The following is an 18,462-nucleotide window of genomic DNA, read 5'->3' on the forward strand; positions in this document are numbered from 1 at the left end:
GAAATAAGCTTCCCGATGGGTGAAAACAGACCACGCCATCGGATGCGCCATGCCACCGCCGTCAACCACCGGTGCTTGATTGGCTGAACCGGAGGATTGCCTCTAAGGGATTCCCCTAGCCGCCCTGACCGAGAAATGCCTTTGCATTCATGCCGTTAATCAATCAGGGAGCGAGCCCCCATATTCCCTCGACAGTCGCCACGCACCCCACTGGGAAAAACCCTGAGAGCCCCGATCTACAGGCCTCCTTCAAGAATCGCCAGCCAATTACAGACTAGCCGGTCACAAACTGAATGCGCTCGCTTTGCAGATTATTGACGTACGACACTCATGCAATTGAAAAGAGATGCTAGCATAGAGCCACCAGTCGACCTCAGCGTGCCCCCTAACTAGTAGTCAGGATATGACCGAGCCAGAAGATCCCAGCCGCGAGCGCCTCAGGCACCACTTTGCCCAGCGGGTAATTCATCAGGCACGTCAGATTCTTGAGATATGGCAGCGCCTGCAACGCAGCGAGTGGTCCACCAACGATCTGTCGGAACTGAGCGAGGCCAACCTGCGCCTGCTACGGTTTGCCGAGCGCTTCGAACAGCCGGAACACATACAACTGGCTCGCCAGATCAGCCTGTCGCTGGAGGCTGTCGACGCTAATCGCGGACGCCTGAGCAGCGACTTGATCACCGATCTCAACCGTTTGATGCAGCGCCTGTCGCGCACCGGCCTGCGCCACGGCGACCAACTGGACCAGACCTTTCTGCCGCCGTTGCGCAAGCCGATCTACGTGATGCTGCAGGATCACGACCGGGCCGAGCGCCTGGCCAAGCAACTGGAATTCTTCGGCCTCAGCGCCCAGGCCCTGGACAGCGTAGCGGCGTTCCGCTCCTCGATGGTCGAGCGTTTGCCGGCGGCGATTGTCATGGACGTGGACTTCAGCGGCCCCGGTGTCGGCCTGAAACTGGCCGCCGAAGCCCAGGAAGGCCTCGATCATCGATTGCCGCTGCTGTTCTTCAGCCTGCATGAAACCGACACCCCGACCCGCCTGGCCGCCGTGCGCGCCGGTGGCCAGGAGTTCCTCACCGGCACCCTCGAAGCGTCGAGCCTGCTGGAGAAAATCGAAGTCCTGACCTGCGTCGCCCAGTACGAACCCTATAAAGTCCTGATCATCGACGACTCCCGCGCCCAGGCCTTGCACACCGAGCGCCTCCTTAATAGTGCAGGGATCGTCACCCGGACCCTGATCGAGCCGATCCAGGCCATGGCCGAGCTGGCGGATTTCCAGCCGGACCTGATCATCCTCGACATGTACATGCCGGCCTGCACCGGTACGGAGCTGGCCAAAGTGATCCGCCACAATGACCGCTATGTCAGTGTGCCGATCATTTACCTGTCGGCCGAGGACGACCTGGACAAGCAACTGGACGCCATGAGCGAGGGCGGCGACGACTTCCTGACCAAGCCGATCAAGCCCCGGCACCTGATCACCACCGTGCGCAACCGTGCCGCGCGGGCGCGCAATCTGAAAGCGCGGATGGTCCGCGACAGCCTCACCGGCCTGTACAACCACACCCACATTCTGCAATTGCTCGAGGACTGCTCATTCCGCGCCCGCCGCGAGAGCAAGCCCCTGAGCTTTGCCATGCTCGACATCGACCACTTCAAGCGGGTCAACGACAGCCACGGCCACCCCATGGGCGACCGGGTGATCAAGAGCCTGGCACTGTTCCTCAAACAGCGGCTGCGCAAGACCGACTTCATCGGTCGCTACGGTGGCGAAGAGTTCGCCATCGTCATGCCCGACACCGACATCGAAGCGGCCCACAACGTATTGGACGAAATCCGCCAGCGTTTTGCCGAGATTCACTACCCCGCCCAACCGGAAGACCTGTGGTGCACCTTCAGCGCCGGGGTGGTTGAACTGTGCGAAGACACTGACAGCCTGCTGATGGCCAGCCAGGCGGATGAGGCGCTGTATCGAGCCAAAGCGGCCGGGCGCAACCGCGTGCACGCCGTGCCCGCGTCAAAGCAAAGTGCCACTTTTTCATCTCAATCGACCCCTTCCGTCATAACCGTGTAACAAAATCGCAATAAATTCAGGCGCTTAACATTCCGCCGCTGGTAGTCCCGCGATGCGCCTGAAGCTGCTGACCAATCTCAATACTGTCCTTTTAGTTGCCGTGTGCGTGGCCCTTGGCGCCACGCTCTGGTGGTCGCAAAAAGCCCTTGAGCGCCCCTATCTATTGATGGAGCGCTACCTCGGCCTTTCCCAGCAGTTTCAAAACGACGTGGCACGCAACGTCGAGGACTACCTCGCCAGCGGCGACGCCCTGCGCCTGAGCAGCGCCAGCCAGGCCATCGACAACCTGCAACAGGAACTCGGCCAATTGCCACCGGCGCTGGCTGAAACCTTGCGCCCCAGCCTGTCGAGCCTTAACGAATTCAGCAAAACCGACTTGCTGGCCGCCGGCAAACTCGCGGGCGACCCGCAGGCCCTGTTACTGCAAGCCGAACGCGAACTGGGCGCCAGCCTCGATCAACTGAGCCAGTACGCCAACGGTAACGCGGCGTACCTGACACCCCTGCTCGCCGCCGCCCAGCACCTGGGCAAACTGTCCCTGGCCCGGGACAAGCTGGTGAGCAGCGGTCGCAGTGAGCTGGCGGCCGATGTCGAGCGCGAAGTCGGCAACATCCGCGCCCAGGCCAGCCAACTGGACGCCTTGCCATTGCTGGGTGTGGCGGCCAGCAGCGAGTCGAACACTGATGATTTCGCCGCGATGATGGGCCTGGAAAACACCGAGAAAACTGCTGCCGAAGACGCCGGGGTCGGTTTCAAGCGCGAGCTCAACAGCCTGCTCAACCGCTATCCCGCGGAATTGGCGCGCACCCGCGACCAGATCCAGAAACGCGCCGACCTCAGCGCCGCGACCCACCTGAAAATCGCCGATGTACAGCAGGCCATCGCAGGCCTGGAGCCAGTGGTGCGGGCCCAGCACGGGCAAATCCAGGGCGAGGTGCGCCTGATGCAAGGCCTGATGATCGGCCTGATTCTGTTGATTGCCCTACTCATCGACACCCTGCAACGCAAGTTGGCGCGGACCCTGACCAACCTCGCCCCTGCCCTCTCGACCTGGGCCGAGGGCGACTTCAGCCAAGACATCCAGCTGGGCAAGACCAACCGCGAACTGCATGACATCGAAGCCTCGCTCAATCGCCTGCGGGCCTACCTGGTGGATCTGGTGGGGACCATTCGCCTGAACGCCGAACAGGTCGCCGGCAGCAGCCGGACCCTGGCGGAGCTGAGCAATGACCTGCACAGCGGCGCCGAACACCAGGCCGGTGACACGGCGCTGATCCGCGATTCCCTTGGCGAACTGGAAGCGACGATCCAGCAAGTCGCCGGCGATGCCAGTCAGGCGGCCGACGCCAGCCGCCATGCGGGGCTGGCGGTGAAACACGGGCAGAAAGTCATCGGCCAGAGCCTGACCGGCCTGCATGCGCTGGTGGGTGAAGTCCAGGGCAACGCGCAGATGATCGAGCATCTGGCGCAAGAGTCCGCGACCATCGGCGGCGTGCTGACGGTGATCCGCTCGATTGCCGACCAGACCAACCTGCTGGCACTGAACGCCGCCATCGAAGCGGCACGCGCCGGGGAAATGGGCCGCGGCTTTGCCGTGGTCGCCGAGGAAGTCCGCTCACTGGCCATGCGCACCGCCGGTGCCACGGCGGAAATCCAGACCCTGATCGCCGGGCTGCAAACTGCCGCGCAACAATCGGTCGAAGGCATGCGTGCCCAGGTCGAACACGCCGAAGCCACCGCCAGCCAGGCCCAGGCAGCGGATGGCGCGCTGGATAAAATCGTCGGGGCGATCCAGACCATTTCCGACACCGCGGTACGCATCGCCGATGTCACCGCCCAGCAGAGCGGCGCGGTCAGCGAGATCCGCGATCACAGTGAACGCATCCACCAATTGGGTGGGGATAACTTGCTGCGCATCGGTGAAGGACGTGAGCAGGGGGAGAATCTACTGGTACTGGGTGGGCGACTGCATACAGCCGTTCAGGCTTTCCGCGTCTGATATATCGCCATCGCGAGCAGGCTCGCTCCCACAGGGTCATGCGCAGCCCCTCTGTGGGCGCGAGCCTGCTCGCGATGGCATCAGATCAATCCCCCTCAATACCTTGCCTGCACACCTATCAGCTGTCCGCTATCATCCCCCCAAGCCCGATACGCGAGACCGCCATGCGCCGTTTGCTCTGCCTGCTGCTGTTAGTGCTCGCCCTGCCGGCCGCCGCCACCGGCCTGCTGGAGAGTCGTCCCAGTTCGACCCTGGGTTCGATCAACAACAGCGCTGACTTTTTGCCGGTGCGCGAAGCCTTCAAGTTGAGCCTGGTGGAAAGCACGCCACAATCGATCAAGCTGCGCTTCATCGCCACCGAGGGTTATTACCTCTACCGCCACCGCTTCCAGTTCCGCGCCGATCCGGCCGATGTCAGCCTCGGTGCGGCACAATTGCCCAAGGGCGAACAGAAGCACGACGAGTACTTCGGCGATGTCGAGGTCTACCACGGCATCCTCGACGTCGAACTGCCGCGCACCGATCAACGCCCGTTCACCCTGGCCGTGACATATCAGGGCTGCGCGGACAAAGGTCTGTGTTATCCCCCGGAAACCGAACGCCTGAGTATTGATGGCAACGGCGCAACCACTGTTCATGACTGGGGTTGGCGCGAACTGGCGCTGTTCTTCCTTGCGGGCCTGGGCCTGACCTTCACCCCGTGTGTGCTGCCGATGCTGCCGATCCTTTCCGGTGTGGTGCTGCGCGGTCAGGTCGGTGGCTGGCGCGGCTTTAATCTGTCTCTGGCTTATGTGCTACCGATGGCGGCCTGTTTTGCCCTGCTCGGCGCCCTCATGGGCCTGTTCGGTGCACAGCTCAATCTGCAGGCACGACTGCAATCGGCCTGGGTGCTGGTGCCGTTTGCGATGTTTTTTGCCCTGTTTGCCCTGGCGATGTTCGGCGTCTTCGAACTCAAACTGCCACAGGCGATCAGCAGTCGACTGGACCGCATTGCCGGTCGCACCGAAGGCGGTTCCCTCTGGGGCGCGGCAGTCTTGGGCGTGGTGTCCAGCCTGCTGGTTTCGCCCTGCGTCTCGGCGCCCCTGGCCGGCGCGTTGCTGTATATCAGCGCCAGCGGCGATGCCCTGGGCGGCGGTTTGAAACTGTTCATGCTTGGCCTGGGCATGGGCGCCCCGCTACTGCTGGTGGCGACGGGCGGCGCGGCATGGCTGCCGAAAAGCGGGCCCTGGCTGGTCTACGTGAAAAACGCGATTGGGGTTTTGCTGCTGGGGTTGGCGATTGGTTTGCTCGGTCGGGTACTGCCCGGCCAGGTCACCCTGCTGCTGATCGGCTTGCTGGCCGGCGGCGTCGGTTTGTTCCTGGGGGCGCTGGAATTCGTCTACAAACCGCCGAGAAAGCGCCTGGGCCAGTTGCTCGGCATGTTCCTGCTGTTTTACGCCCTGGCCTGTTGGTACGGCGGGTTCAGCGGCCAGAGCGACCCGTTCAATCCGATCGGCCAGCCACGCACAGCCGTAGTCGAGGCCTCCGCGCCCGACGCCAACGCGTGGCAAACCGTCAGCACCCCGCAGGACCTCGATCGCGTACTGGCCGAAGCCCGTGCCGCCAGCACCCCGCTACTGCTCGACTGGTACGCCGACTGGTGCATCAGCTGCAAAGTCATCGAACACCAAGTGCTTAATGACGCCATCGTCGTCGAACGTCTGAAAGGCTATCGACTGATTCGCTTCGATATCACCGACAGCAACGCCGAACAACGGGCACTGCTGGACCGCTACCAACTGTTCGGTCCCCCGGCGCTGATGTTTTTCGGCAAGGACGGCGTTGAACGGATCGATGTTCGTGTGATCGGAGAGATCAACGCCAGCGACTTCGCCGAACGTGTCGCGAAGGCGAATGACCGGATTTAATCAAGCGGTCATATATTTCGCGCAAACATCGGGCATCGTGCTGGCTATTGCAGAGAACTGGACAGTCACAAAGGCTTTGCGGCATAGTCGCCGGGTTCTGACAATTGCTCACCGACAACATGGGAACAACCGATGGCGACGCTACTGGTTCTGCACGGACCCAACCTGAACATGCTTGGCACCCGTGAACCGGGCACCTATGGCGCCACGACACTGGCGCAGATCAACCAGGACCTGGAACGCCGCGCCCGTGAAGCCGGCCATCACCTGCTGCACCTGCAGAGCAATGCCGAGTACGAATTGATCGACCGCATCCACGCCGCTCGCAGCGAAGGCGTGGACTTCATTTTGATCAACCCCGCAGCTTTTACACATACAAGTGTCGCATTACGTGACGCGCTGCTGGCGGTGAGCATCCCATTCATCGAAGTGCATTTATCCAACGTGCACAAACGCGAACCTTTCCGCCATCACTCTTACTTCTCCGACGTCGCGGTGGGAGTGATCTGCGGCCTTGGCGCCAGCGGTTATCGACTGGCCCTGGAGGCCGCCCTGGAACAGATTGAACAACAAGCTAAGCGCCCCTGACCAACCCTTGGGAGTTGATGATTCATGGATATCCGTAAAGTTAAGAAACTGATCGAATTGCTGGAAGAGTCCGGCATCGACGAGCTTGAGATCAAGGAAGGCGAAGAGTCCGTACGTATCAGCCGTAACAGCAAGACTCCGGCTCAGCAGTACTACGCACCGGCTCCAATGCCTGCTCCGGTTGCCGCGCCTGTCGCTGCCGCCGCTCCGGCCGCTGCCCCTGCTGCCGCAGCCGCGCCAGCACTGAACGGCACCGTTGCCCGTTCGCCGATGGTGGGTACTTTCTATCGCAAATCTTCGCCAACCTCGCCAGCCTTCGTTGAAGTCGGCCAGACCGTGAAGAAAGGCGACACCCTGTGCATCGTCGAAGCCATGAAGATGATGAACCACATCGAAGCTGAAACCAGCGGTGTGATCGAATCCATCCTCGTTGAAGACGGCCAGCCGGTTGAGTTCGACCAACCGCTGTTCACCATCGTTTGAACCGCGGAGAGCCTTTGATGACTGCGAAGTTGGAAAAAGTTCTGATCGCTAACCGCGGTGAGATCGCCCTGCGGATTCTGCGTGCCTGCAAAGAGATGGGCATCAAGACCGTCGCCGTTTACTCCAAGGCCGACAAAGAGCTGATGCACCTGGGCCTGGCAGACGAATCCGTCTGCATCGGTCCGGCTTCCGCCGCGCAATCCTACCTGCACATCCCGGCAATCATCGCCGCGGCCGAAGTGACCGGCGCCACTGCCATTCACCCAGGCTACGGTTTCCTCGCGGAAAATGCCGACTTCGCCGAGCAGGTCGAGAACTCCGGCTTCGCCTTCATCGGCCCGAAAGCCGACACCATTCGCCTGATGGGCGACAAGGTTTCGGCCAAGCACGCGATGATCGCCGCTGGCGTACCGACCGTTCCAGGCTCCGACGGCCCACTGCCGGAAGACGAAGAAACCGCTCTGCGCATCGGTCGTGAAGTCGGTTATCCGGTGATCATCAAGGCCGCTGGCGGCGGTGGTGGTCGCGGCATGCGCGTGGTGCACAAGGAAGAAGACCTGATCGCCTCGGCGAAACTGACTCGCTCCGAAGCGGGTGCAGCGTTCGGCAACCCGATGGTCTATCTGGAAAAATTCCTGACCAACCCGCGTCACGTGGAAGTCCAGGTCCTGTCCGACGGCCAGGGCAACGCCATCCATCTGGGCGACCGCGATTGCTCGCTGCAACGTCGTCACCAGAAGGTTCTCGAAGAAGCGCCGGCACCGGGCATCGACGAGAATGCCCGCCAGGAAGTCCTCGCCCGCTGCGTCAAGGCGTGCATCGACATCGGCTACCGTGGCGCCGGCACGTTTGAGTTCCTGTACGAGAACGGTCGTTTCTACTTCATCGAAATGAACACCCGTGTTCAGGTGGAGCACCCGGTATCGGAAATGGTCACCGGCATCGACATCGTCAAGGAGATGCTCAGCATCGCCGCCGGCAACAAGCTGTCGTTCACCCAGGATGACGTCGTCATCCGCGGTCACGCGCTGGAATGCCGGATCAACGCCGAAGACCCGAAAACCTTCATGCCGAGCCCGGGCACGGTCAAGCATTTCCACGCTCCAGGCGGCAACGGCGTTCGCGTCGATTCGCACCTGTACAGTGGTTATGCCGTTCCGCCGAACTACGATTCGTTGATCGGCAAGCTGATCACCTACGGAGCAACCCGTGACGAAGCCATGGCGCGCATGCGCAATGCGCTGGACGAGATCGTGGTCGACGGGATCAAGACCAACATCCCGCTGCACCGCGACCTGACCCGTGACGAAGGCTTCTGCAAAGGGGGCGTGAACATTCACTACCTCGAGCACAAGCTGGCTGGCGAGAAGCACTAAGCTTCGACCGGCACATGACAAGGCCGCCTTCGGGCGGCTTTGTTGTTTCTGGACATTTCATCAAGCAACACTGCCCCCCTGTAGGAGCGAGCTTGCTCGCGATAGCGGTGGATCAGGCAACAAAGATGTTGAATGTAATTCCGTCATCGCGAGCAAGCTCGCCCCCACAGGCATCGTGGACTCCCACAAAACCTCCGCGCTCGCGTAAACTTGCCTGCTTCTCGCCGCCCACCAGGCTGCAATCAATATTTTTCAAAGGTGCCCGCCATGCCTTGGCTGCAAGTCCGTCTCGCCATCAGCCCAGAACAAGCCGAAACCTACGAAGACGCTTTCCTTGAAGTGGGCGCCGTGTCGGTGACCTTCATGGACGCCGAAGATCAGCCGATCTTCGAGCCGGAACTCAACACCACCCCGCTCTGGTCGCACACGCACCTGCTGGCCCTGTTCGAAGGCGGTACCGAGCCAGGCCCGGTACTGGCCCACCTGGAATTGCTGACCGGCAGCCCGCTGCCCGAGCATCACAGCGAAGTGATCGAAGACCAGGACTGGGAACGCAGCTGGATGGACGGTTTCCAGCCAATGCGCTTCGGTCAGCGTCTGTGGATCGTGCCGAGCTGGCACGCCGCGCCCGAGCCCGACGCCGTGAACCTGCTGCTCGATCCGGGCCTGGCATTCGGCACCGGCACTCACCCGACCACCGCTCTGTGCCTGGAATGGCTCGACGGCCAGGACCTCAAGGGCTGCAACGTCCTCGACTTCGGCTGCGGCTCGGGCATCCTTGCGATTGCCGCCCTGCTGCTCGGCGCCAAACATGCCGTGGGCACCGACATCGACGTGCAGGCACTTGAAGCCTCCCGTGACAACGCCGGGCGCAACAATATCGCCGAAGAGCTGTTCCCGCTGTATCTGCCGGAGGACATGCCACAGGTTCAGGCCGATGTATTGGTCGCCAACATTCTCGCCGGCCCGCTGGTATCCCTGGCGCCGCAATTGTCCGGCCTGGTCAAGCCAGGTGGACGCCTGGCCCTGTCGGGCATCCTCGCCGAGCAAGGTGACGAGGTCGCAGCGGCCTACGCCAAGGACTTCGACCTGGACCCGATCGCCAATCGCGATGGCTGGGTGCGCATTACAGGCCGTCGGCGCTAGAATGAGCGCCTGCATAGACCGGATCGCCGCATGACCGACAGCTTCGTCACCCAGTGCCCGCATTGCCAAACCAGCTTCCGCGTCAGCCATGCTCAATTGAGCGTGGCTCGCGGTGTCGTTCGCTGCGGCTCTTGCCTGCAGGTGTTCAACGCTGCCAAGCAACTGCTTGAGCAGGCTGGCAAGGAGCCGGTCGCGCCGGTTGTGTCGCCTGCCCCTGTCGAAACGCCGGTTGTCGCGGAACCACGGGCCATCAGCCAAAAGCAATGGACCGCCAGCGAGCTGGACCTGGACAGTCTCGACCTCGACGAAGAACTTGCCCGTCTCGAACAGCGGGAAATCCAGCCGACCACCGAGTTCGGCAGGCACCGCGAAGACACCCTCAGCGCGCGTCGCGACAGCGCCGAAACCGACGAAGAACCCTGGGCTTCCGACAGCCTGTTCAGCGAGCCCGCGGCAGAGCGCCTGCAAGCGGAGGACGATCTTGACGACCTCGATACGCTCGACGAACTGGAAGAACCGGACGCCGCCGAACCGGTGAACGAACCGGGCAGCATCCTCTCGCGCACCGAACCTTCGCTCTCACTGGAACCGGTGGAACTGGACGACGAACCGCAGCCGCCGCAACTTCGCCTGCATGATCCGCTCGACGCCCCACTGCATCACGAACGCCTGTCGGCGAAGGCGGTCGATGAAGTTGAAGACGACCTGCCCTCCATCGAGCCCGCACGCAAGCGTCGCGAACGCAGCGAGCCGGGCGTTCGCGCCGAAGTCTTGCAGGACCTGACCGACGACCCGCTGCAACTGGACTGGCAGAAACGCCGCTCCCCGTGGGGCCGTCGCTTCTTCTGGCTGCTGCTGATCCTGCTTGGCGCCGGCGCACTGGTCGGCCAGTACGTCGCCTACCATTTCGACGAGCTGGCGCGCCAGGACCAGTACCGCCCCTGGTTCCAGCAACTGTGTCCGCAAATCGGTTGCACCGTGCCATCGAAGGTCGACATCGCAAAAATCAAGAGCAGCAACCTCGTGGTCCGCAGCCACCCCGATTTCAGCGGCGCACTGGTGGTCGATGCGATCATCTACAACCGCGCGCCCTTCTCCCAGCCGTTCCCGCTGCTGGAACTGCGCTTTGCCGACCTCAATGGCCATCTGATCGCCAGCCGTCGCTTCAAGCCCGGCGAGTACCTCAATGGCGACCTCGAAGGCATGGTGGAAATGCCACCACAAACGCCGATCCACATCGCGCTGGACATCCTCGACCCAGGCTCCAAGGCGGTGAACTACAGCCTGAGCTTCCACTCACCCGAGTGAAACGGTTCACTGATGCCGTCCTGACGACGGCTTCCTGACGCCCCCTGCGTAGACCAAACCGCTGGCGATAACAAAATAACTGTTCAGATTTTGTTCAATTCAGCCTTTATCCGGTCATCGAGAGCGGGTATCATGCCAACCCTTTTTCGAACTCTCATGATCCGGCCCCACAACAGGGAAGTCCTATGTCGGCGGTACGCATCGGCCCATACACATTAAACAACAGCTTGATTCTCGCCCCCATGGCGGGCGTCACCGACCAGCCCTTTCGTCAGCTGTGCAAGCGATTGGGCGCCGGGCTAGTAGTCTCGGAAATGGTCACCAGCGACATGAGTTTATGGAACACCCGCAAGTCGCGGATGCGCATGATCCACGAAGGTGATCCCGAGCCACGCTCGGTACAGATCGCCGGTGGCGACGCGCAGATGCTGGCGGATGCGGCTCGAGCCAACGTCGAGCTGGGTGCACAGATTATTGATATCAATATGGGCTGTCCGGCAAAGAAGGTCTGCAACAAGGCCGCCGGCTCGGCACTGCTGAAGGATGAAGCACTGGTAACCGAGATCCTGCAGGCCGTCGTGGCTGCGGTCGATGTGCCGGTTACCCTGAAGATCCGTACCGGCTGGGACCGGGACAACAAGAATGGCCTGACGGTGGCGAAGATCGCCGAGCAGGCAGGCATCACGGCGCTGGCGGTCCATGGCCGCACCCGTGCCGACCTGTACACCGGTGAAGCCGAGTACGACACCATTGCCGCGATCAAGCAGGCAGTGTCGATACCGGTCTTCGCCAATGGCGATATCGATTCGCCGGAAAAAGCCCGGTACGTGCTCGACGCGACCGGTGCCGATGGCCTGTTGATTGGCCGGGCCGCCCAGGGGCGGCCATGGATTTTTCGCGAGATCGATCATTTCCTGCGTACCGGCGAGAAGCTCCCGGCGCTGGAGCTGATCGAGGTGGAACGCATTCTGCTAGAGCATCTTGCTGCGCTGCACACCTTCTATGGGGATGTGATGGGCGTGCGCATTGCTCGAAAGCATGTGGGCTGGTATCTCGCAACCCTGCCGGGCGCCAGGGAGTTTCGCGCCCACTTCAATCGTTTGGAAGATACGGAAGCACAATGCGCCAACGTTCAGGCCTTCTTCGCCGAACGTTACAAGAGCCTGACAGGGGACGGAGAGGGGGTGGCCGCATGACGATGATGACCGAGACTTTAGTGAGTGGAACTGCACCCGTGAGCGACAACGTGAATTTGAAACAGCACCTCAATACCCCGAGCGAAGAAGGCCAGACCCTTCGCGGGAGTGTCGAGAAAGCGCTGCACAATTATTTCGCCCACCTTGAGGGCGCTGCCGTCACGGATGTGTACAACCTGGTGCTCTCCGAAGTCGAGGCTCCCCTGCTCGAGTGCGTGATGAACTACGTCAAGGGCAACCAGACCAAGGCCAGCGAGATGCTCGGACTCAACCGGGGCACGCTGCGCAAGAAACTCAAGCAGTACGATTTGCTGTAAGCATTCAATCAAACCAGAAAGGCGCCCGCGTAAAACCGGTCGCCTTTTTTGCTGACTTCCTTTGCTTTTGATGGAAATTGAGATGACCGACCAGACTACCCGCCTGCCGATCCGCCGCGCCTTGATCAGCGTTTCCGACAAGACCGGGATCCTCGAATTCGCCAAAGAGCTTGAAGCCCTGGGCGTCGAGATCCTCTCCACCGGCGGAACCTTCAAGCTGTTGCAGGATAACGGCGTTGCTGCAGTGGAAGTCGCCGATTACACCGGCTTCGCGGAAATGATGGATGGCCGGGTCAAGACCCTGCACCCGAAAATCCACGGCGGGATCCTTGGTCGCCGCGGTATCGACGACGCCATCATGAACGAGCACGGCATCAAGCCGATCGACCTGGTAGCGGTCAACCTGTACCCGTTCGAAGCCACCATCAGCAAGCCAGGCTGCGACCTGCCGACCGCCATCGAGAACATCGACATCGGCGGCCCGACCATGGTTCGCTCCGCAGCCAAGAACCATAAAGACGTGGCCATCGTGGTTAATGCCAGCGACTACGCCAACGTGCTGGAAAACCTCAAGGCCGGCGGCCTGACCTACGCTCAGCGTTTCGACCTGATGCTCAAGGCCTTCGAACACACCGCCGCCTACGACGGCATGATCGCCAACTACATGGGCACCGTGAACCAGGCCGCTGACACCCTCGGCACGGAAGGTCGCAGCGAGTTCCCGCGCACCTTCAACACCCAGTTCATCAAGGCGCAGGAAATGCGCTACGGCGAGAACCCGCACCAGAGCGCGGCGTTCTACGTGGAAGCCAAGCCTGCCGAAGTCGGTATCGCTACCGCGACCCAACTGCAAGGCAAGGAACTGTCGTACAACAACGTGGCCGACACCGACGCCGCGCTGGAATGCGTGAAGAGCTTCGTCAAGCCAGCCTGCGTGATCGTCAAGCACGCCAACCCGTGCGGCGTGGCAGTAAGCCCGGATGCCGAAGGCGGTATCCGCAAGGCCTACGACCTGGCCTACGCCACCGACACCGAATCGGCATTCGGCGGCATTATCGCCTTCAACCGCGAGCTGGACGCTGAAACCGCCAAGGCCATCGTCGAGCGTCAGTTCGTCGAAGTGATCATCGCCCCAAGCGTCAGCGAAGAAGCCCGCGCCATCGTTGCGGCAAAAGCCAACGTGCGCCTGCTGGCGTGCGGCGAGTGGTCGGCCGATCGTGCCGCTGCCTGGGATTACAAGCGCGTCAACGGTGGCCTGCTGGTGCAGAGCCGCGATATCGGCATGATCGGTGCCGATGACCTGAAAGTCGTGACCAAGCGCGCACCGACCGAGCAGGAAATCCACGACCTGATCTTCGCCTGGAAAGTCGCCAAGTACGTCAAGTCCAACGCCATCGTCTACGCCAAGAACCGTCAGACCATCGGTGTCGGTGCAGGCCAGATGAGCCGCGTGAACTCCGCTCGTATTGCCGCGATCAAGGCTGAACACGCTGGCCTGCAGGTGCAGGGCGCAGTCATGGCATCCGACGCGTTCTTCCCGTTCCGCGACGGTATCGACAACGCGGCCAAGGCCGGCATCACTGCGGTGATCCAGCCAGGCGGTTCGATGCGCGATAACGAAGTGATTGCAGCCGCTGACGAAGCTGGCATCGCGATGGTATTCACCGGCATGCGCCACTTCCGTCACTGATACACCGATCGACTGTGGGAGCGAGCCTGCTCGCGATAGCGCCCTTTCAGACACATTGATGCTGGATGTGCCGTCGCCATCGCGAGCAAGCTCGCTCCCACAGAAAAGCAGCTTCAGTGCTGACTCCAGAATTAGCGTCATCCGAGGTTTTTGAAATGAATGTTTTGATCATTGGCAGCGGTGGCCGTGAACACGCCCTGGCCTGGAAAGTGGCTCAGGATCCGCGCGTGCAGAAAGTGTTCGTGGCCCCGGGCAACGCCGGTACCGCCATTGAAGCCAAGTGCGAAAACGTCGCTATCGACGTACTGGCCCTGGAACAGCTGGCCGATTTCGCCGAGAAGAACGTTTCCCTGACCATCGTCGGCCCGGAAGTGCCACTGGTCGCCGGCGTCGTCGACCTGTTCCGCTCCCGTGGCCTGGATTGCTTCGGCCCTACCGCTGGCGCAGCCCAGCTGGAAGGTTCGAAAGCGTTCACCAAGGACTTCCTCGCCCGCCACAAGATCCCGACCGCCGACTACCAGAACTTCACCGAGATCGAGCCGGCCCTGGCTTACCTGCGTGAAAAAGGCGCACCGATCGTGATCAAGGCCGATGGCCTGGCCGCCGGTAAAGGCGTGATCGTCGCCATGACCCTCGCCGAAGCCGAAGACGCCGTTCGCGACATGCTGGCAGGCAATGCCTTCGGCGATGCCGGTTCGCGCGTGGTGATCGAAGAGTTCCTGGACGGCGAAGAAGCCAGCTTCATCGTCATGGTCGACGGCAAGAATGTCCTGCCGATGGCCACCAGCCAGGACCACAAGCGCGTCGGCGACGGCGACACCGGCCCGAACACTGGCGGCATGGGTGCCTACTCCCCTGCTCCGGTCGTAACCAGCGAAGTGCACAAGCGCGTCATGGACCAGGTGATCTGGCCGACAGTTCGCGGCATGGCCGAGGAAGGGAACGTCTACACTGGGTTCCTGTACGCGGGCCTGATGATCGACAAGGCCGGCAATCCAAAAGTCATCGAATTCAACTGCCGCTTCGGCGACCCTGAAACCCAGCCGGTCATGCTGCGTCTGCAGTCGAGCCTGGTGCTGCTGGTTGAAGCGGCCTTGGCACAGGCACTGGACAAGGTCGAGGCACAATGGGATCCACGTTCGAGCGTCGGCATCGTCCTGGCTGCCGGCGGCTATCCTGGTGACTACGCCAAAGGTGCGGCGATCAAGGGTCTGGATGCAGCGGCAGCACTGGAAGGCAAGGTCTTCCACGCCGGTACTGCACTGAAGGACGGTCAAGTGGTAACGGCCGGTGGTCGCGTACTTTGCGCCACTGCCATGGGTGACAGCGTTGATGCCGCTCAACAGCAGGCATACAAACTGGCGGCCAGTATTGATTGGGAAGGCTGTTTCTATCGCAAGGACATTGGCTACCGTGCCATTGCCCGCGAGCGTGGCGAAAATCAGGAATAAGCTGTTCATTCGGTCGGGCAAGGGCTCCGCGCCCTTGCCTGATTATTCCGGCGCCGCGCATAGTTATATTCTGGCATCAACCTACGAAGGGATTTCGCCGTGCGCTGGCTCAGGATTGCCATAGGTTTCACCGTCACCCTGCTGACCCTGCTCTGCATGCTCCCGGCCCAGGCCGGTCAAGGCAGTGCCTTGGCGATATTGTTCGACGAACAGGGCGACCTGCAGTTGAGCGATGTCCGTTCAGCCCGCTACACCAACCAATTCAGTCCTATCGACCTTGAACGCGTCACGGCGGCCGAGCCTGGCGGCGCGCTCTGGCTGCGCTTTCGCCTTGCACCGGGCAGGCATGAACAGCTGCTGAAAGTGTTCGCGCCCGATTTGCAGCAACTCAATATGTATGTGCTGGACGGCGACAAGCTGATCGAGCAATCGAATACCGGCAACAAACAACCCCAGGCCGACCGGCCACTGCCCAGCAGCGATTTCATGCTGCCATTGCCGCAGGTCAACAAACCCCTCGACGTTTACCTGCGACTGGTCTCCGAACACCAGTTGCGACCCTACGTATCCCTGGAGCCGGCCGTCATGGCCGCCGCCAGCCAGGGCCAGTCTCTGGTCTATGGCCTGCTGCTTGGCTGCATAGGCATGCTGATGCTGTACAACCTCATCCGGTACGCCTACACCCGCTCACGCAGCAGTTTGTGGCTGGCGGCCTGTGAAGCGTTGCTGATGCTCAGCACGGTGCTGTTACTGAACCTCGCGGGCGGCTGGCTGCCCGACTGGCAAGCGTTGCAAACGCCTGGCGCCTATCTCGCCTTGCTGCTCACCGCCCCCTGCGGCCTGATGTTCGCCTATCGCTTCTACTCCCCCCTGGGCCCGCATCCGCTCAACAGACTGCTGCTGGGCGAAATTCTGTTGATCATGATCTGTGGCCTGTTGCTGCTCTTCGTCAACACACTGCCGCTGAACCTCATCACCTACGGCCTTGTCGCCCTCGCGGGCTTGACCATGCTGTTCGTCAGCGTCCATCACTGGCAAAAGGGCTATCGCCCGGCGCGGCTGTTCGTTGCGGCCATGCTGGTGTTCAACCTCGGCACGCTGATCATTCTGCCCGCCCTGCTCGGGCTGACCCTCACTGAGCCCCATGGCCTGATCAGCACGCTGCTGGCGTTCATTTGCATCAGCGGCCTGCTGATGAGCATTGCCCTGAGCGAGCGCCAGCGCCGCATCACCGAAGATCGTTTCAGCGTCAGCCGCGACCTTGCGGCCAGCAATGCCGAGATCAACGCCAAGGCCGAATTCCTCGCCAAGATCAGCCACGAAATCCGCACCCCGATGAATGGCGTACTGGGCATGACCGAGCTGTTGCTGGGCACGCCGCTGTCGGTCAAGCAGCGCGACTATGTCCAGACCATCCACAGCGCTGGCAACGAGTTGCTCACACTGATCAACGAAATCCTCGACATTTCCAAACTCGAATCCGGACAGATCGAACTCGACGATGTGCAGTTCGACCTCAACGCGCTGATCGAAGACTGCCTGAGCATCTTCCGCGCCAAGGCCGAACAGCAGAACGTCGAGCTGATCAGCTTCATCCAGCCGCAGGTGCCGCGGGTCATCAGCGGTGATCCGACGCGCCTGCGCCAGACGCTCCTCAGCCTTCTTGAAAACGCCCTGAAGAAAACCGATGAAGGCGAGGTCCTGATCGTCGTGGCGCTTGACGAACTCGGTGCCAAACCGCGCCTGCGCATCGCCGTGCAGGACAGCGGCGAGCCCATGGAGGCCGATGAGCGCGAGGCGTTGCTGCATGCCGAACTGCACAGCAAGCACTTCCTTTCGGCCAATCGCCTGAGCGGCAACCTGGGGCTGGTTATCGCCCGTCAACTGATTCGCCTGATGCACGGCGAATTCGGCATCAAGAGCGGGAGCAATCAGGGCAGCACGCTATGGCTGACCTTGCCACTGGACCCCGATCGCCTTGAACACCCGACCTCCGACCTCGATGGCCCGTTGCAGGGTGCACGGGTATTGGTGGTGGATGACAACGACACCTGTCGCAAAGTACTGGTCCAGCAATGCAGCGCCTGGGGCCTGAATGTCAGCGCCGTGGCGTCCGGCAAGGAAGCGCTGGCCCTGCTGCGCACCAAGGCGCACCTGCGCGATTACTTCGATGTGGTCCTGCTGGACCAGAACATGCCCGGCATGACCGGCATGCAGCTGGCGGCCAAGATCAAGGAAGACCCGAGCCTGAACCACGACATCCTGCTGATCATGCTCACCGGCATCAGCAACGCACCAAGCAAGATCATCGCGCGCAACTCGGGGATCAAACGCATCCTCGCCAAACCGGTGGCCGGCTACACCCTCAAGACCACCCTGGCCGACGAGCTGAACCAGCGTAACAAAGGTCTCGCAGTCATTCAGCCAGCACCGGCCGGGACGACACTGCCGGTCAAGGTGCCAAGTGATTTCCGCATCCTCGTGGCCGAAGACAACAGCATCTCGACCAAAGTGATCCGCGGCATGCTGGGCAAGCTCAATCTGCAACCCGACACAGCCAGCAATGGCGAGGAAGCCTTGCAGGCCATGAAGGCCCAGCGTTATGACCTGGTGCTGATGGACTGCGAAATGCCGATCCTCGACGGCTTCTCGGCGACCCAGCAACTGCGCGCCTGGGAAGTGGGCAACCAACGCACCCGCACCCCCGTGGTGGCCTTGACCGCACACATCCTCGCCGAGCATAAGGAGCGCGCGCGTCAGGCCGGCATGGACGGGCACATGGCCAAACCGGTCGAACTCTCGCAGTTGCGTGAACTGATCGAACACTGGGTTGCCCAACGTGAGCTGCAGAACCGCACCGCGACACCCACGTCCTGAGCCGACAGACCCGGCAGCGCCTGATAGACTCCCCCTCGACTTCCCTCGCC

The 18,462-nt window shown here is 61.7% G+C and carries 13 protein-coding genes; all 13 read left to right on the forward strand.

Annotated features, from left to right (window positions below):
- Positions 1 to 403: 403 nt before the first annotated feature.
- Positions 404 to 2,074 carry a diguanylate cyclase GcbA gene (gene gcbA / locus ABTV29_RS28085; protein ID WP_433767789.1) on the forward strand — a complete coding sequence of 557 codons (1,671 nt, stop codon included), beginning with the start codon at positions 404 to 406 and terminating at the stop codon, positions 2,072 to 2,074.
- Between the two features lie 955 nt (positions 2,075 to 3,029).
- On the forward strand, positions 3,030 to 4,073 hold the full coding sequence (locus ABTV29_RS28090) for a methyl-accepting chemotaxis protein (protein WP_433772052.1): 1,044 nt from the start codon (positions 3,030 to 3,032) through the stop codon (positions 4,071 to 4,073).
- Between the two features lie 164 nt (positions 4,074 to 4,237).
- Positions 4,238 to 5,980: a protein-disulfide reductase DsbD gene (locus ABTV29_RS28095; protein ID WP_433767790.1), complete on the forward strand. Its 1,743-nt coding sequence runs from the start codon at positions 4,238 to 4,240 to the stop codon at positions 5,978 to 5,980.
- A gap of 132 nt (positions 5,981 to 6,112) precedes the next feature.
- Positions 6,113 to 6,568 (forward strand): type II 3-dehydroquinate dehydratase, encoded by a 456-nt coding sequence (gene aroQ / locus ABTV29_RS28100; protein ID WP_433767791.1) that lies wholly within the window; start codon positions 6,113 to 6,115, stop codon positions 6,566 to 6,568.
- Positions 6,569 to 6,592: 24 nt separating this feature from the next.
- Positions 6,593 to 7,051 carry an acetyl-CoA carboxylase biotin carboxyl carrier protein gene (gene accB, locus ABTV29_RS28105; RefSeq protein ID WP_433767792.1) on the forward strand — a complete coding sequence of 153 codons (459 nt, stop codon included), beginning with the start codon at positions 6,593 to 6,595 and terminating at the stop codon, positions 7,049 to 7,051.
- Between the two features lie 17 nt (positions 7,052 to 7,068).
- A complete protein-coding gene (gene accC / locus ABTV29_RS28110) occupies positions 7,069 to 8,427 on the forward strand; it encodes an acetyl-CoA carboxylase biotin carboxylase subunit (RefSeq protein ID WP_433767793.1) in 1,359 nt (452 codons plus the stop codon).
- 267 nt (positions 8,428 to 8,694) lie between these two features.
- Positions 8,695 to 9,573 (forward strand): 50S ribosomal protein L11 methyltransferase, encoded by an 879-nt coding sequence (prmA, locus tag ABTV29_RS28115; RefSeq protein WP_433767794.1) that lies wholly within the window; start codon positions 8,695 to 8,697, stop codon positions 9,571 to 9,573.
- Positions 9,574 to 9,603: 30 nt separating this feature from the next.
- Entirely contained in the window at positions 9,604 to 10,881 is a 1,278-nt protein-coding gene (locus ABTV29_RS28120; RefSeq protein ID WP_433767795.1) for a DUF3426 domain-containing protein, read from the forward strand.
- 185 nt (positions 10,882 to 11,066) lie between these two features.
- Positions 11,067 to 12,077 carry a tRNA dihydrouridine synthase DusB gene (gene dusB / locus ABTV29_RS28125; RefSeq protein WP_433767796.1) on the forward strand — a complete coding sequence of 337 codons (1,011 nt, stop codon included), beginning with the start codon at positions 11,067 to 11,069 and terminating at the stop codon, positions 12,075 to 12,077.
- Positions 12,074 to 12,394, forward strand: a complete 321-nt coding sequence (gene fis, locus ABTV29_RS28130; RefSeq protein WP_046819701.1) for a DNA-binding transcriptional regulator Fis — start codon at positions 12,074 to 12,076, stop codon at positions 12,392 to 12,394. Before dusB ends, fis begins: the two co-directional genes overlap by 4 nt.
- 82 nt (positions 12,395 to 12,476) lie before the next feature.
- A complete protein-coding gene (gene purH / locus ABTV29_RS28135; RefSeq protein WP_433767797.1) occupies positions 12,477 to 14,084 on the forward strand; it encodes a bifunctional phosphoribosylaminoimidazolecarboxamide formyltransferase/IMP cyclohydrolase in 1,608 nt (535 codons plus the stop codon).
- A 155-nt stretch (positions 14,085 to 14,239) separates the two neighbouring features.
- Positions 14,240 to 15,535 (forward strand): phosphoribosylamine--glycine ligase, encoded by a 1,296-nt coding sequence (purD, locus tag ABTV29_RS28140; RefSeq protein WP_110966147.1) that lies wholly within the window; start codon positions 14,240 to 14,242, stop codon positions 15,533 to 15,535.
- Between the two features lie 99 nt (positions 15,536 to 15,634).
- Positions 15,635 to 18,412, forward strand: a complete 2,778-nt coding sequence (locus ABTV29_RS28145; protein ID WP_433767798.1) for a response regulator — start codon at positions 15,635 to 15,637, stop codon at positions 18,410 to 18,412.
- The last annotated feature ends 50 nt before the right edge of the window (positions 18,413 to 18,462 follow it).

Origin of the sequence: Pseudomonas putida, from assembly GCF_050989985.1 — a bacterium.
Taxonomy (GTDB): domain Bacteria; phylum Pseudomonadota; class Gammaproteobacteria; order Pseudomonadales; family Pseudomonadaceae; genus Aquipseudomonas; species Aquipseudomonas putida_AI.

What these genes read in the sequence shown, in the direction of transcription:
- gcbA (WP_433767789.1), top strand. Translation starts at nt 404, where the DNA reads ATGACCGAGCCAGAAGATCCCAGCCGCGAGCGCCTCAGGCACCACTTT.
- ABTV29_RS28090 (WP_433772052.1), top strand. Translation starts at nt 3,030, where the DNA reads ATGATCGGCCTGATTCTGTTGATTGCCCTACTCATCGACACCCTGCAA.
- ABTV29_RS28095 (WP_433767790.1), top strand. Translation starts at nt 4,238, where the DNA reads ATGCGCCGTTTGCTCTGCCTGCTGCTGTTAGTGCTCGCCCTGCCGGCC.
- aroQ (WP_433767791.1), top strand. Translation starts at nt 6,113, where the DNA reads ATGGCGACGCTACTGGTTCTGCACGGACCCAACCTGAACATGCTTGGC.
- accB (WP_433767792.1), top strand. Translation starts at nt 6,593, where the DNA reads ATGGATATCCGTAAAGTTAAGAAACTGATCGAATTGCTGGAAGAGTCC.
- accC (WP_433767793.1), top strand. Translation starts at nt 7,069, where the DNA reads ATGACTGCGAAGTTGGAAAAAGTTCTGATCGCTAACCGCGGTGAGATC.
- prmA (WP_433767794.1), top strand. Translation starts at nt 8,695, where the DNA reads ATGCCTTGGCTGCAAGTCCGTCTCGCCATCAGCCCAGAACAAGCCGAA.
- ABTV29_RS28120 (WP_433767795.1), top strand. Translation starts at nt 9,604, where the DNA reads ATGACCGACAGCTTCGTCACCCAGTGCCCGCATTGCCAAACCAGCTTC.
- dusB (WP_433767796.1), top strand. Translation starts at nt 11,067, where the DNA reads ATGTCGGCGGTACGCATCGGCCCATACACATTAAACAACAGCTTGATT.
- fis (WP_046819701.1), top strand. Translation starts at nt 12,074, where the DNA reads ATGACGATGATGACCGAGACTTTAGTGAGTGGAACTGCACCCGTGAGC.
- purH (WP_433767797.1), top strand. Translation starts at nt 12,477, where the DNA reads ATGACCGACCAGACTACCCGCCTGCCGATCCGCCGCGCCTTGATCAGC.
- purD (WP_110966147.1), top strand. Translation starts at nt 14,240, where the DNA reads ATGAATGTTTTGATCATTGGCAGCGGTGGCCGTGAACACGCCCTGGCC.